The organism is Flavobacterium seoulense, from assembly GCF_000695795.1.
GTDB lineage: Bacteria > Bacteroidota > Bacteroidia > Flavobacteriales > Flavobacteriaceae > Flavobacterium > Flavobacterium seoulense.
The window spans coordinates 38,742-54,720 of record NZ_JNCA01000031.1 but is presented as its reverse complement, the minus strand read 5'-3'; the positions used below and the strand labels follow the sequence as shown (position 1 = coordinate 54,720).

The 15,979-nt window shown below is 33.9% G+C and carries 11 protein-coding genes; 6 read left to right on the top strand and 5 right to left on the bottom strand.

Features of this window, described 5'->3' with window-relative positions; translation table 11 throughout:
* From FEM21_RS14695 to FEM21_RS14680, 4 genes are all read right to left on the bottom strand, one after another.
* A partial coding sequence (locus FEM21_RS14695; protein ID WP_051627628.1) for a Z1 domain-containing protein occupies nucleotides 1-2,309 on the bottom strand: 2,309 nt, incomplete at its 3' end.
* Nucleotides 2,306-3,775 carry an ATP-binding protein gene (locus FEM21_RS14690; protein ID WP_035661972.1) on the bottom strand — a complete coding sequence of 490 codons (1,470 nt, stop codon included), beginning with the start codon at nucleotides 3,773-3,775 and terminating at the stop codon, nucleotides 2,306-2,308. The genes FEM21_RS14695 and FEM21_RS14690, both read right to left, overlap by 4 nt.
* Before the next feature lie 183 nt (nucleotides 3,776-3,958).
* The gene (locus FEM21_RS14685) at nucleotides 3,959-5,632 is read right to left on the bottom strand and encodes a DNA cytosine methyltransferase (RefSeq protein WP_051627627.1); all 1,674 of its coding nucleotides are present in this window, start codon (nucleotides 5,630-5,632) and stop codon (nucleotides 3,959-3,961) included.
* A gap of 11 nt (nucleotides 5,633-5,643) precedes the next feature.
* Nucleotides 5,644-5,859, bottom strand: coding sequence for a helix-turn-helix domain-containing protein (locus FEM21_RS14680; RefSeq protein WP_035661969.1), 216 nt, complete (start codon nucleotides 5,857-5,859; stop codon nucleotides 5,644-5,646).
* 572 nt (nucleotides 5,860-6,431) lie between these two features.
* Here FEM21_RS14680 and FEM21_RS14675 point away from each other — a divergent pair.
* Together FEM21_RS14675 and FEM21_RS14670 are read left to right on the top strand one after the other, a co-directional pair.
* Complete coding sequence (locus FEM21_RS14675; protein WP_035661965.1) at nucleotides 6,432-7,988, top strand: sodium:solute symporter; 1,557 nt, start codon at nucleotides 6,432-6,434, stop codon at nucleotides 7,986-7,988.
* A gap of 28 nt (nucleotides 7,989-8,016) precedes the next feature.
* Entirely contained in the window at nucleotides 8,017-8,937 is a 921-nt protein-coding gene (locus tag FEM21_RS14670; RefSeq protein ID WP_035661962.1) for a dihydrodipicolinate synthase family protein, read from the top strand.
* Between the two features lie 660 nt (nucleotides 8,938-9,597).
* On the opposite strand, the gene FEM21_RS14665 is transcribed toward FEM21_RS14670, so the two are convergent.
* Complete coding sequence (locus FEM21_RS14665) at nucleotides 9,598-10,467, bottom strand: AraC family transcriptional regulator (protein WP_035661960.1); 870 nt, start codon at nucleotides 10,465-10,467, stop codon at nucleotides 9,598-9,600.
* A 268-nt stretch (nucleotides 10,468-10,735) separates the two neighbouring features.
* On the opposite strand from FEM21_RS14665, the gene FEM21_RS14660 reads away from it, so the two are divergent.
* The 4 genes from FEM21_RS14660 to FEM21_RS14645 all read left to right on the top strand — a co-directional run bounded on the left by FEM21_RS14660 (nucleotide 10,736) and on the right by FEM21_RS14645 (nucleotide 15,978).
* On the top strand, nucleotides 10,736-12,334 hold the full coding sequence (locus FEM21_RS14660; protein WP_035661957.1) for a fucose isomerase: 1,599 nt from the start codon (nucleotides 10,736-10,738) through the stop codon (nucleotides 12,332-12,334).
* A 148-nt stretch (nucleotides 12,335-12,482) separates the two neighbouring features.
* Entirely contained in the window at nucleotides 12,483-13,631 is a 1,149-nt protein-coding gene (locus FEM21_RS14655; RefSeq protein WP_035661954.1) for an ABC transporter substrate-binding protein, read from the top strand.
* The gene (locus FEM21_RS14650) at nucleotides 13,628-14,764 is read left to right on the top strand and encodes a CaiB/BaiF CoA transferase family protein (RefSeq protein ID WP_035661951.1); all 1,137 of its coding nucleotides are present in this window, start codon (nucleotides 13,628-13,630) and stop codon (nucleotides 14,762-14,764) included. Before FEM21_RS14655 ends, FEM21_RS14650 begins: the two co-directional genes overlap by 4 nt.
* A 77-nt stretch (nucleotides 14,765-14,841) precedes the next feature.
* On the top strand, nucleotides 14,842-15,978 hold the full coding sequence (locus FEM21_RS14645) for a CaiB/BaiF CoA transferase family protein (RefSeq protein ID WP_035661949.1): 1,137 nt from the start codon (nucleotides 14,842-14,844) through the stop codon (nucleotides 15,976-15,978).
* Nucleotide 15,979 lies beyond the last annotated feature (1 nt).

The window sequence follows — 15,979 nt, the reverse complement described above, 5'->3', positions numbered from 1 at the left end:
GATATCACTTGATTATTTATTGAAGGAATATTTATTTTATAATTTTCAATAAAATCAGTTAACGCCTCTATTTGTACATTTCTATATAATAAATATTTAATTTTATTTCTTATTTGTTTTATGTTTCCATTAGTCGGAAATCCTAATCTTTCAAATAAATTCTTTAAATTATTAAAGTTGTTCTGAATTGATTTTTTGTCTTTAAGTAACAAATAAGTTTGTGGATTTGAACCAGAAAAAGATACTGAAATATCTTGAGCCCAAAAAAGTTTAGCGACACTTGTAATTGCTAATAAACCATGATGATTTCTTACTTTTAACGTAAAATCTTTTGGTTTTAAATTTCGAGTGGTCATTTCATCAAAATCACACCTCATTTCTTCAGTAGCCATTGTAATATGGTTAAACCATTCATAAATGGTTTCTGTTGTATATAATCTACACAAATCAACATAACCTGGTCTATAACCAAACCATCTTCCCATTTGCATCAAAGAATCATACATTCTTGTGGTTCTTAAATAATAACTCGTTGACAAACCTTCTAAAGTTATCCCTCTAGCCAATCTACCACCACCAACAGCTATTACAGAAAGACCATCTTCATACCTAGAGTAATCAATTTCATCAATATTATGATACTCTAAATTTGTTGTTGATCGAGTTCCATGAACAGCACGGACATCAATTTTTGAAGCTGCCTTCTTTAATTCTGTTTTTACACTATCCCAATCATGCAGTTCAATTCTATTATCTTTGTAATCTATATTTTCAATTATATTTTCGGTTGTAGGTAAAAAATCATTAATATATAATTCTTCTAATTCTTTCAAAAATTTAGAATCATTTGCACTTATATAATTTTGAAAATCTTTCATTCTTTCGTTGACCAAAGATGCTACTCTGTCAATCCATTTAACATAAAGAGCAACATGAACTAACATAGAATTATGCTTTTTCTCATGACCTCTTAATCTTCTAATTGCACAAGTAAGAATAAATGATTTTATAGCAGTTTCAAGACTTTTAGGTAAATATTCAGGTAAATCATCCTTGTTATTTTTATTAATTGTCCTAAAGAATGGTGGATCATAATCATCAATAACTCTAAAAATATTTAATGGTTCGTGACTTTCGCCAGTAACTGGATTTTCTAAACCAAATATTTTAGCTGCTCCAATATAATTTTTCGGAGCTATTATGTTTATAATAAAATCTTTAGGGAATAAATCTTCACCTATAAAATATGTTTTGCCTTTTACAATTGTAGTTAATTCATCATTGAAATCTTGCGGAATAAATAAGTTGGCATAAGGTGTTGCTGTATAACCAACAAATGTGTTTTGATCAAAAATATTTAATAAAGTTCTTATTAACTTATTAATCGTTTTAATATCATTTATGTCTTTAGTTGCATTAACGGAAGCAGCATCAGCCTCATCGTCAATTATCAATGCAGGGACATCAAATAATTTTGGTTGTCCATTTACATATTTTATATTAGAATCGTTAGATAACCAATGGATTAAATTTTCAAGTATTGTTTTGTTTTTTTTAATTACAAAAACAACTGGATTTTTACCAATAGGAATATTTGCATTTTTAGCGATCTTAATACTAAAATCTCCTTCGTCTTTTTTAACATAATTTGATGACGTTAACGGATAAATTTCTGTACCAACTGTATATTTTCCTACACCTCTTATTCTGTTTTCAGCTTTGTTTAATAAAAAAGCAGAACTACTTCTTCCAACATAACCTTCATCAATTCGTTCTTGAGTTTGTCTTCTCAATGAACTTATTGTTCCTGCAATAACTATAATAACTTTATATCCAGCATCAGTAGCTTTATTAATTAATCCAACATAGTTTGAAGTCTTTCCTGACTGAACATGACCGACAACCATTCCTCTTCTATCCCAAGAGCCTTTCTGATTAGGATTAACACATTTGTCTAATATTCTATCAGTAAAATCATCTAAATCATTAATAGGGAACGAAGGGTCTATTTCGTGCATATATGATTTATATCTACTCCACAATTCCCAATTAATATCATCCTTACTCGAATAAAGCCAAGGTATAATATCTCCATTCAATTCAGTAATTGAACCCTTTCCAATACTAAAATCTGCTACTAATATTTCAAACAATTCTCTTTTGTCAATTAATTGACCAACAGATGCCATTGTTGACTCAACTTTATCAATAATATTCAAAATTATTTCATCTGTAATTTCATCATTTTGTTTTGCATGAGACAAAAGTGTATGCGCTATTAATCTAGCCGAGTTTTTTATATCGTTCATATTAAATAGTCATTTATTAATGGAAACAGATTGAATGGAGTTGAATTTATTATTTGTTGTCTAGCCAAGTTTTCAGGAACTCCTTGTAGAATATAAATTTTATATAATTCTATTGCTAATTTTACTAATTCATCACTAGGAATTTCAGGAATGCTTTCTAACTCATGAAAAGATGGATTCTCATTTTGATTGTATAAAATCAATTCTAACGGAATATTTTCTTCAATAAGTTTTAAAGCTTTTGAAAAAAGCTTGTTTTCCTTTTCAGAATCAAGTAATTGTTTTATTATTGGATGTTTCTTATTTATTTTATATTTCTTTATACCTTCTCTGTTTGTTTCATCTTTCCATAAACTCTCAAAAGATTGACTATTATAACCTGAAGATATCGATTTTTGACCTCTCCAATTATATATTTTTGCGGATTTCATAACAGCCATTTTTGCTATTCTGGCTAATTCTTTCCTTATTTCTATAGGTGGTGTTGCGGTTGATTTTTTTATATCAAGATTCCAGTCAAAATCCCTTGCGTTAGGAAAATTTATTGCTATCCTAGCTAACTTTGAATATTCTCTCTTTTTTTCAATACCTAACCAGTCTCCAGATACAAGTAATCTATCACCTCTATATATATAAAAGCCCTGCTGTTGATACCAGCCTAAAGGGCCACCTGATTTTTCATAATCTTCATTACTTATCTTGGACATGTGAGGCAATATGAAATAGGTAACTTCCACATTATTCTGTAAAACTTCTAATTGTCCCATTTCCGGTTTAGGATTGAGATTTAATAAAAACGGGTTCCATGCTTCAATGTCATAAGTATTACAAAGAAGTTTGATTTTTTTGCCTTCAATAAAACGGTGAAAAACTAAGCTTAAATGCTCGTTAACTGTTGACATTTCCTGATAGAAAGCATTCTTTACAGCTTCATTTTCTTCCTTAGAATCGCCAACAATTCTATCCAACAATTCCCAAATAATCAAAGTGCCGCTTTTTAAATTGTCAATTTTTTTCAGGTGTGATTCATCCGATATATAATTTAACAGCGTCCATTCTTCTACACTATTAATAAATTCTATATCCCAACAGCGTTTAATTGTTGGATAACCTTCTTTTTTGGTTACAACAGTAAGTCTTTTACATTGAGAGAATGAAGCCGTTTTTAGCCCCATACCAAATCTTCCCAAATCTTTTTCCTCCCTCGTATCTTCTGGGTCTTTGCTCCCTGGAGTCATAGCTACAATCAGTTCTTCTAAATTCATTCCTTTACCATTATCCAAAATAGAAATTACAGAATCTTTTCCTTTCCAGGCAAAATCAATTTCAATGGTATCTGCATTAGCAGAAATACTATTGTCAATTATATCTGCTATTGCAGTTGAAAGATTATAACCAAAACTACGATATGAGTTTATTGTTGATCTTGGATTTGGCTTGGCATTTTCAGCTTTGAATTCATGCATACTCACATAGTGTTAATAGATGTAGTTTTGTTTTACATCTAATGTTGATTAATTATCATTTTAATTGTGGTATTTATTAATAATGTAATTCAAGAAAAAATGTACTATATCATTTCTTTTATTTTTTTAGCAATCCATTCGACATTGGGACAGAACAGGTTTGTTTATTAAATATGTTTGCTATTAATTTATTCTTTCTAATTCTTGGACAATATTTTCATTTTCATTAAGTGGAGGATTCAAAATACCTGAGACAATTTCTGCAATCTGGAAAGCCAAATAGGGAGGTACAGCATTTCCAACCTGATGAAACTGGTTAGTACGTTCTCCACAGAAATAATAATTGTCTGGAAATGTCTGGATTCTGGCAGCTTCCCTAACAGTTAAACTTCTGCATTGTACCGGATCATAATGAATAAAATAATGACCGTCTTTTGAAATGTGACTAGTAACTGTGGTTGCGGAAATATTTGGTAATTGTACACGGAATCGATCTGTAAATTTTCCAGAACCTGCATTTTCATGATCTGGCAATAAATCATTTCCAGCATCTCTGTAGTCATCAAGCCTTGGGAAAGTTCCATTTATTTCAGAATATCGGGCTGCAAATAAATATCTTTTCAAGTCTTCTAATAGATGTTTGCGTGAAACATGCTGAAGGATTCCTCCAAGATTATCATCAGCAAACCAACCTGATAATAAATGCTCTTCAGGTAAATTATAATTATTGTGTGGCTGATAATTAAGTCCCAGTATAACCGGATAATTTAAATTATTTTGTAAAGGTTGAAGAAATGTGTTTAGTTCTTCATTAAATCCGTTAATATAATTTCTCCAGTTTTCTGCAGAATCATTGATTCGGTTATAATGTCTTTTCTTTTTTAAAGTCTGATTTTTCCCTTCAACCATTGTGAAGTGCGAAAAAGATCTTGTGATGCCACTTCTTACTGCCGGAAGATTATCTATTACAGATGAAAGAGTAATTTGTTCCTGAGGTTGTAAAATACTTTGTGGTGCGCCAAAATCTTGTCTAACACCTAAAAGTATAACCCTGTGTCTCCTTTGTGGAACACCGTAGTCCTCTGATTTAATGAGGTAGTCGATAGGATTAAATATTGGATTTCCATCATCATCAAAGTTAGTAGCTTCCGTTGTAAGAGAATATATTCTATAATTTATGTGGGGTTGATTTACATCTGTAACAATTCCTTCAGCTATGCAGGCATTAACAGGATTTTTAAGGTCAGTTAATATTCTTTGAAATATACTTTCACTTTCTGTCCTTGCCGACAGAAGACCTTTGACATTCTCCATAACAAATACAGCAGGAGTGTGCATTGCAATAATACGTAGATATTCTTTATATAATCCAACTCTTTTATCGGTAGCTCCATCCAAAATAATTTCCTGACGTCTTGCGCGACCAACTAACGAATATGCCTGACATGGCGGACCTCCAATTAATACCCAGTTTGGATTTCCATTTAAGGCTATTCTTATTCTTTCGTCCACCTCTTCGTTACTTACGCCATTAGTCTCAGTTTCATCTGGCGTGCCTAAAGTTCCGCACCAGGCTTCTTCATCTGCTAATTGTGCCTGAATCGGATGATTGGTGTAAAGTTGATCGATAGTAATTTCTCCTCTTACGAAAGAATAATAATCTGCGGGAGCCTGATTAACTGGGAATTGGCGATAAAAACTTCTAAGTTTTAGAGTGCGATGTGCATTTTCATCTTTTTCAATTGATAAGGCAATTTTGAAAACACGATTTTCATCCGCATTTATTAAAGAGGAAAATCCCTCTGCTAAACCGCCAGGACCAGCGAAAATATCTATAATTGGAATTTCTTCTTCCATGGGTTTAACTATTATTTTTTAAAGAAAAATTCAATAGGTTTTTGATAAAAATTTGCGAGAATAAAAAGTTTAGCGGCACTAACATTTTTTGCTCCATTTTCTATTTTGGATAGATTACTTTGCTTAATAACTCCACTTTCTTCAACTCTTTTCTGAGTTAAACCCTTTTCTTCTCTGGCTTTAACTAGTTGGTTGCAAATAAACTGATTGATTTTTCTTTCATTCATAAAGAAATATTTTTAATATTCCATATTGCAATATTGATGAATTAAAGTGGGTATTCCATATTGGAATACTGATGTTTATTCTTATAATTTCTATGAATCTTATATTTGGATTTTATTGATAAATTCTAGCCCTGACCGCAGTTAAACTCCTTATGCGGGAGGGCTGTGATTTTTTCTTGTCCCAAAAGAGCGACTGCAGGAAGCTCCTTTTTGGCGCTTAGAAAAATCCGGGACTACAAATAAGAGTGAAGCGAAGGGCAGGAAGTTGCTTCTTATAAAAATAGTTCTCGATACAAATTTTCAGAAAAAGCTATTCGCATTTTCCGAAAATTCACTCGAACTGACGGCTGTTACGTCACTTCGAGTGTTTTTGGCTTGAGGAATTTGTTTTGAACAAGAACTTCATAAGCCAAAAATGTATCGAGAAGCTTTATGCTAATATCCTATAACATTCTGAAAAAATCTCATAGGAAATCGTTGTAGTTTTCGAATAAATTTGTAAAATCATCAATAAGTTGTACGATATACTTATTGATGTGGAGAAATTGAATTTTAAATCCCATCTTTAATAAATGAAAAATTTACCATTTTTAGATATCGCTATAATTGCCATTTATTTGATTGCAATGGTTGGCGTGGGAATTTATTTCTCCAGAAAAAACAAGAGTGCAGAGCAATATACTAAGGCTTCGGGTAAGATTCCCGGTTGGGCAATAGGATTGTCTATTTATGCTACATTTTTAAGCAGTAATACTTTTTTAGGAGTTCCCGGTAAGGCGTTTGGAGGAAACTGGAATGCGTTTGTGTTTAGTATTTCGATGCCATTTGCAGCCTGGGTAGCGGCTAAATATTTTGTACCTTTTTATCGCAGTACGGGAGAAGTTTCGGCTTATACTAACTTAGAAAAGCGCTTTGGTCCCTGGGCCAGAACCTATGCTGTGGTTTGTTTCTTGCTGACACAAATTACCCGAATGGGATCGGTATTTTTTGGAATTTCCCTTACACTGCAAGCCCTGACAGGTTTTAGTATGGAAACCATCATGTTGGTTACCGGAATATGTATTGTTGTTTATACCGTTTTAGGAGGAATTGAAGCGGTGATTTGGACCGAGGTGGTTCAGGCCATATTAAAAACCGGAGGCGCCTTATTGATTATGTATTTGATTATTTCAAAAATGCCTGGCGGTGTTTCTAAAATAATAGAGATAGGACAACAAAACGATAAGTTTAGTCTGGGAAGTTTCTCGCTCGATTTTACAACTTCAACATTTTGGGTAGTATTGTTGTACGGTTTTTTTATTAACCTGAATAATTTTGGGATGGATCAAAATTATGTACAGCGTTATCATGCATCTTCTTCTGCTAAAGAAGCGGCAAAATCCATCTGGTTATGCGTTTGGATGTTTGTTCCGGTTTCATTGGTTTTCTTTATGATTGGTTCCTGTTTATTTGCATATTATCAGGTAACGCCGGGATTGATTGAACCCATAAAATTACAGGCAGCAGCCGAACATCTAGGAACAGCAGCTTCACAAACAGATATTGCGAATTATGCCAAAACATTACAACCATCCGATTACGGAGATAAAGTAATGCCACATTTTATGGTGAATATGATTCCTACAGGTTTATTAGGATTAATTGTTTCGGCGATTCTTTCGGCGGCTATGAGTACGATTAGTTCGGGAATGAATGCATCGGCAACGGTGTTTTCAGAAGATATCTATAAGCGTTATTCGAAAAGAAAAATCAGTGACAAACAAAATATGCGTTTGCTTTACATAGGAACCGTTTTATTTGGGTTAGCCGGAATGCTTTGTGGAATTGCAATGATAGGCGTAAAAAGTATTCTGGATATTTGGTGGCAATTATCAGGAATATTTGCAGGGGGAATGCTTGGACTTTTCCTTTTGGGAATTATTAGTAAAAAATCAGGAAATACCGAGGCTATTGCAGCGACCATTGTAGGTATTATGGTTATTCTCTGGTTGTCACTTTCGTATTTAATTCCGGATCAATATGATTTTTTAAGAAGTCCGCTTCATGCTAATATGGTAATTGTGATAGGAACACTTTCGATTTATCTGACAGGAGCAACTATAGCAAAATTTAAAAGCGTAAAAGCTTAATATAATAAAAGAAGAAAATAGAATAACGATGAACAATTCAAAAAAAGGATTTATTCCGGTAATGTTAACGCCATTTAATAATGATGGAAGCATTGATTATAAAACACTAACAGCTCTTACCGAACTTTATTTAAAGTCGGGAGTTACTGGTTTGTTTGCCAATTGTTTGTCGAGTGAAATGTTTGAATTGTCGGAAGCCGAACGTCTTCAGCTAACAAAACATGTAGTTGACGTAGTTGATGGGCAGGTGCCTATTGTGGCTACGGGAACTTTTGAAGGAACAATTCAGCAACAAGCAGATTTTACCAATAAAATTTACGGAACAGGAATTAATGCCGTAATTTTGATTTCCGGATTATTGGCTAAAGAAACTGATTCGGATGAAGTATTTGTAAACAATGTACATCAGTTATTAGACTTGACGCCGGGAATTCCAACAGGATTTTACGAATGTCCAGTGCCTTATAAAAGAGTATTGACTGCTGAGCAATTAGGAGATTTTGTTAATACCGGAAGAGTAATTTATCATAAAGACACTAGTTTAGATATCAATCAGATTAAAGCGAAATTGAGTGTGGTAAAAAATCCTGAATTTGGTTTGTACGATGCTTATATGGTTCATTCGATTGAATCTTTAAAAGCAGGTTCGGCTGGATTGTCCTGTATTCAGGGGAATTTCTTTCCTGAATTAATTGTCTGGATTTGCGATAATTATAATGATGCTTCCAAAGCTGAAGAATTAGTGGCGGTGCAACAATTTTTAGAGTCAAATATGGGAGTTATGCACGATGTGTATCCTATTGTGGCTAAATATACTTTGCAAAAAAGAGGTTTGTCTATTTCTAATTTTACACGTAGAGAAGTAGGTAATTTTACTCCAATTGTAAAAAAGGCAGTAGATCAACTGCAAAATGAGTACGATATTCTCCAGAATGAATTGTCATTCTAGTTTATATATTTTGGTTAGTGTTAGTGATTATTAATTTGTCTGTTCGATAAGTTTTTGTATTATGCCCAGCTCCTCCCTGTTTTGGACATCGTATAAGAATATTTTGGAACCTTTTTTGACCATAATTTTGGTTTTGAATACAATTTCTAATTAGAAATTATTTTGGGCAGACAGATTGATAATTGTTTTTTTGCCACGAATGCACTAATTTTTTTCTAATATTTGAGTTTAAGAATTCCCACAGATTTTAATTTTCATTTATGAAAATAACTTATTTGAACTTTTAAACACTTTTTGGAAACAAAAAACTTATATACCTTATATGATAAAATTTCTTTGTGAACTTTGCGAAAAACTTTGTGTTCTTTGTGGTTAAAAATTAAGGCTTATTTCCAGATTATTTTTTGGAACACTGATTTGAAAAATTCAAGAAATTGAAAAAAAATCATTACACAACTTTGTGTTTTTCTTTGTAAACGTTGTGAATAAAACACCGCAAATTCGCAATTTTTTTTCTTTTATTTTCATTTATGAAAACAGCTTATAAGAACTTTTAAATAGTTCTAGCAGATAAAAAACTTATATGTCTTACATGGTGAAAATTTCTTTGTGAACTTTGCGAAAACCTTTGTGCTCTTTGTGGTTAAAAACTAGCTTAACTTAATTTGATAAATACCTTTTCTTGTATTCCATAGGGGTAATTCCCGCTACTTTCTTGAAATGTCGGTAAAAATTAGATACGTTATTAAAACCACATTCAAAGCAAATCATTTCAGTAGGGATTTTATTTTCAATCAATAATCTGCAAGCATGACTGATGCGGATTTCTATTAAAAAATCATAATAGGTTTTCTTAGTCATTAACTTAAAATAACGGCAAAAAGAAGTAACACTCAGGTTGCTAAAAGCGGCAATTTCTTTCAGCGTAATCTCTTTTTTATAATTCGAAAGCGTATAACTGCATATTTTGTTGAGTCTGATTGAATCAGATTCAGTAGATTGATAAAAAGCATGCGAAGAAGTAATTTCGGTATATTCTTCGGTTTCTGATAAAATTTTTAAGATAGTAAGAAGTATAATCAACTTGTCAATCTGATTGACATATGGTGCTTTTTTCATGAGCTCCATCAGTTCTTCTTTGGCTTTACCATTAAAAATCATTCCTTTTTTTGCCTTTTCAAATAGTTTTGGCAACATAAAAGATTCCGGTAAGTTTATAAAATCTTTGCCTAAACAATCGGGCAAAAAATGAATCACAATGGCTTCTACATCCAGTTCAGGATTGTTTTGATAATATTCTTCATGACAACGCCAGGTATGTGGTAAATTTTCACCCAGTAAAATAACTTCTCCTGAACTGAAATTACTAATGTTATCGCCAATAAACCGTACACCTTCTCCTTTAGCAACAAAGTGCAATTCGAGTTCAGGATGGTAATGCCAGAGCTTGCCAAAATTAGGTTTTTTGTCATGTCTTACCTCAAAGGAACTTTGAATGCTTGTTGGGACTTTATGAAATAAAGGCTTCATAGACAATGGTTTTAAGTTGGTTTTGCTAAATTAGTGTAATTTTTACAATTACAAATGCTTTTTATGATAATATCCTATAAATAGATGCGAATAAATAACAAGATTGAAGTGCTAATTTTTAGCATATTTGAAAATAGACTATCGGGGTTTTTTCTAAAAAACACAGTGAGTTTAAAAACAAAAAAGTAATCATCAAAAGCATAACACAAAGGAGTTTGAAAAAAGTTCAGACTGTTTTGTGTTTTATTGCTTATAAATATTTTAAGAAATGAACATTTATTTAGTAGCAAGTGGCGATTTGCGTTTATCGGCAAATCAGGTATGTTGGGATGCACAAGCCCAAATGGAGCAATTATTATCAGAAGCCGTTGCAGAAGCCGGCGGAAAAATCATCAGAGCACATGCTTATGACGAAAAAAAGCAGCACGGTTTTATTGACAGCCAAAAAATGGGAATGCAGGTTTTTAAAAACATTGACCCAACAGCGCCATTAATTGTTGCTGAAAGTGTCTGGCAATATTCGCACCATGTTTTGGCAGGTTTAATCACACATCAGGGACCTATTTTAACTGTAGCTAACTGGAGCGGAGAATGGCCAGGACTGGTAGGAATGCTGAACTTAAATGGTTCATTAACAAAAGCCGGTGTACAATATAGTACGCTTTGGAGCGTTGATTTTAGTGATGATTTTTTCAAAAAGAATTTAAAAAACTGGCTGCAAACTGCTACTGTACAACCCGATGAAAGTCATGTAAAAGCATTTGATAAAACGCTTATTCCTGTAGATGAATTTGCTAAAGGAACTGCTTTTGCAAAGGCTTTTAGAAAAGAAAAAGCCATTATGGGCGTTTTTGACGAAGGTTGTATGGGAATGTTCAACGCCATTGTTCCGGATCATTTGTTGCATCCAACAGGGATTTATAAAGAAAGATTGTCTCAGTCTTCACTTTATGCAAAAATGCTAACGGTAAAAGATGAAGAAGCCGAAGCAGTATTACAATGGTTATTAGATAAAGGAATGCAATTTGCCTGGGGAACAGACGAAGCAACGCAATTAACCAGAAACCAAACTTTATTACAATGCAAAATGTACATTGCAGCTGTACGAATCGCAGCTGAATTTGGTTGTGACACTATCGGAATTCAATACCAGCAAGGCTTGAAGGATTTGGTTCCTGCCAGTGATTTGGTTGAAGGTTTGTTAAACAATCAAAATCGTCCTCCGGTTTTTGACGAAGAGGGAAATGAATTGTTTGCTAATGAAGCTTTGCCTCATTTTAATGAAGTAGACGAATGTGCCGGAATAGATGCCTTAGTTACTTATAATTTATGGCGTTCTCTGGGATTAAAAGGAGAAAATACGCTGCACGATTTACGTTATGGTGAATATTATAAAAATGAAACTATTGACGGATTTGTTTGGGTATTCTTAATTAGTGGAGCAGCTCCTCCGGAACATTTTGTAGATGGTTACAAAGGGACTTCGAGCGAAAGACAACCTGAAATGTATTTTAGATTAGGTGGCGGAAGTGTAAAAGGAGTCAGCAAACCAGGTTCGATTGTCTGGAGCCGAATTTATGTAATGGATGATGCGCTGCATTGCGACTTAGGAATTGGAGAATCGGTAGATTTACCAAAAGAAGAATTAGACCGAAGATGGAACATGACTACACCACAATGGCCTATTATGAATGCTACATTAAAAGGTGTGAGTCGGGACCAAATGATGGGACGCCACAAGGCAAATCATATTCATGTGGTCTACGCCGAAAATGAAACTGAAGCTAACAAATTGTGCCGAATTAAAGCTTCAGCCTTACAGGAATTAGGAATTCAGGTTCATTTTTGTGGTGACGTAGCCTTATAATCATAAAAAACGGTTTTCAATAAATAGTAGTTTTATAACGAAGTCTATTGAGAACCGTTTTAAAATTTATAAATAATACTTAAAAAAAACATTAGTTTTGTTTTCGGAAAATTATTTTCGAAAAAATTAAAAAAGGAATAGAACAAAGATGAAGAAATTGAAAGGGATTACATGGAACCATACAAGAGGGCTTTTGCCAATGGTTGCCACTTCTCAGCGTTTTACTGAGCTGTATCCAGATGTAGAAATTAGTTGGGAAAAAAGAAGCTTACAGGAATTTGCCGATGCTTCGATAGAAGATTTAGCAAAACGATTTGATTTATTGGTTATTGATCATCCATGGACAGGTTTTGGTGCAGCTACCAATACGATTATGCCTTTGTCAGATCATTTTTCGGCTGAATATATTAAAGATCAGGAAGTAAATACGGTAGGTAAATCATACGAGAGTTATGTTTTTCATAACAAATTGTGGGCTTTGCCTATTGATGCGGCTACACCGGTTGCTGCTGCCCGTTTAGATATTTTAGAAAAAAACGGATTCAAAGTTCCTGAAACTTATGAAGATTTATTGGCTTTAGCCAAAAAAGGATTGGTTGCTTTTGCTGGAATTCCGGTAGATTCATTGATGACTTTTTATTCTTTCTGTTGTAGTTTAGGCGAAGCTCCTTTTCAATCGCAGGAAACCGTTATTTCTGATGAAACAGGAATTAAAGCTTTGCAAATGCACCGCGAATTAGCCCAATTAATGGATCCGGCTAATTTTAACAGAAACCCAATTCAGGTGTATGAGGCAATGGTGAATACTGATGAAATTGCTTATTGCCCATTTGCTTACGGTTATTCTAATTATTCAAGAATTGGCTACAGCAAACATTTACTTCATTTTTATGACTTAGTGAAATTAAACGATCAGTCAATGATCAGTTCATTAGGTGGAACAGGTTTAGCAGTTTCTTCTTTCAGTGAAAATCTTCCTGAAGCTTTGAAATATGCTGAATTCACAGGTTCTTCTCATGTTCAGCAAAATATTTTTGCAGACAATGGTGGACAACCGGGACATTTACAGGCATGGAAAAGCGAACGAATTAACGGAATCACTCATGATTATTTCAAAAATACCTTACCGGCTTTAGAGCGTGCTTTCTTGCGTCCGAGATATTCAGGGCACATGTATTTCCAGGATCATGCCGGAGATTTGGTACGTGATTATTTGATGAATGGCGGAGACGAAATTGCAGTTTTGAGAGCAATGGATGCATTATATGTAAAATCCCTTAAGCCAGAAACAGTATGAGACCTTTAGAAGGCTTAGTGGTTTTAGAGTTTTGCCAGTTTTTGGCAGGGCCTTCGGCTGGATTAAAACTGGCTGATTTAGGAGCAAGAGTGATCAAAATCGAAAGACCTGTAAAAGGAGAAGCCTGTCGTCAATTAAGTATTAAAGATCTGTTTGTAGATGAGAGCAGCTTACTGTTTCATACCATCAACAGAAATAAAGATTCGTTTGCAGCGGACTTAAAAAATCCTTCTGATTTAGAGTTGGTCAAACGTTTGATCACTAAGGCTGATATCATGACGCATAATTTTAGACCGGGTGTTATGGATAAGATAGGACTGGCTTTTGAAGATGCAATCGCCATCAATCCAAAGATTATTTACGGCGTAGTTTCGGGTTATGGAGAAGAAGGACCTTGGGCTAAAAAACCGGGACAGGATTTATTAGTACAATCTTTATCAGGATTAACGTGGTTAAGCGGACGCGATAGTCAGGGACCGGTTCCTTTTGGATTATCAACTGCCGATATTATGTGCGGAAATCATTTGGTACAAGGACTTTTGGCAGCTTTATTAAAAAGAGCTAAAACGAATAAAGGGGTTTTGGTCGAAGTGAGTTTGATCGAATCAATATTAGATGTACAATTTGAAGCTATCACTTCGTACTTAAACGATGGTGGACAATTGCAAAAAAGAGGTGATGTTGCCGGAAGTGCGCATGCATTTTTAAGTGCGCCTTATGGTGTGTATAAAACACAGGACGGCTATCTTTCGCTTGCTATGGGCGATTTAATGTATATTAGCGAATTGCTCGAAGTGAACTTGGAAAAATACCGTGAAAAACATCTTTGGTTTGAATTCCGTGATGAAATTAGAACACTTTTAAGCGAACGCATTATTCAAAAACCAACCGATCATTGGTTGGATTTATTGATTGGAAAAGGTGTTTGGTGTGGAAAAGTATTGAATTATCAGGATTTGGATACTATTGATTTTGGTATGCCAATGAAGCAAACAATTGAAAATTCAGATTATAAAAAAATTGTTACTACCAGAAGTCCAATTCAGTTAGATGGAAAAATTTTGACCAGCACTAAGGCGGCACCAAAAGTAGGAGAACAGAATGATGTTATAAAAAAAGAGTTTATTCGTTGATTTGTTTATTTGTTTTGTAATTATCACAAACCAATTAAACGATTAATCAATTAAACAGTTAAAACGATTAAACAAAAATGAAACCATTAGAAGATTATTTAATAATAGATTTCAGTCAGTTTCTTTCAGGACCTTCGGCAAGTTTACGTTTGGCCGATATGGGTGCTCGTGTCATTAAAATCGAAAAACCGGGAACAGGAGATATTTGCAGAACCTTATATACTTCGGATTTGATTATGAACGGAGAATCCTCTGTTTTTCATACTATCAACCGAAACAAAGAATCCTTTGCCATCGATTTTAAACAACCTGAGGAATTAGCAAAATTGAAAAAACTATTGGCTAAAGCCGATGTTGTAATGCATAATTTCAGACCAGGCGTGATGGAACGCATTGGATTAAGTTATGAAGAAGTACAAAAAATAAACCCTAATGTGGTGTATGCTTCGATAAGCGGTTACGGCTCAAAAGGTCCTTTTAAAGATTTGCCGGGACAGGATTTGTTGTTGCAATCGTTAACGGCTTTGACATGGCTCACAGGAAATGAAGGCGATGGTCCGGTTCCTATGGGATTGTCTATTGTGGACATGCTGGCAGGAGCGCATTTAGCTCAGGGAATTTTGGCAGCTTTGTACCGAAAAGTAACTCAAAATACTGGTGCGTTGGTAGAAGTGAGTATGCTGGAATCGGCGTTTGATTTTCAGTTTGAAACGATTACCACTTTCTTTAATGATGGTGGTGAATTACCTGTTCGAACAAAAAGCAATAATGCCAATGCTTATTTAGGGGCACCTTACGGAATTTATGAAACCAAAAATGGTTACATGAGTTTAGCTATGGGATCGATTCCTGTTTTGGCTGAATTGCTTAGCTGCGAAGAACTAAAGCAATTTCCAGAGAATAAATTTACGTTAAGAGACGATATCAAATCAGTTTTGGCAGCACATTTAAAAACTCAGGATTCGCAATATTGGTTAAATATTTTAGAACCAGCTGATATTTGGTGCGCTAATGTATTGAACTATGAAGAACTTTTTGCACAAGAAGGATTTCAGGTTTTAGACTTTGTTCAGCAGGTCGAAATGACAGATGGTTACAACTATAAAACTACGAGATGTCCTATTAGGATTGATGGCGAATTATTTACTTCAGGTAAAGGTTCTCCAAAATTAGGTCAGGACAATCAAAGTATCATAAAAGAATTTAATCTTTAGT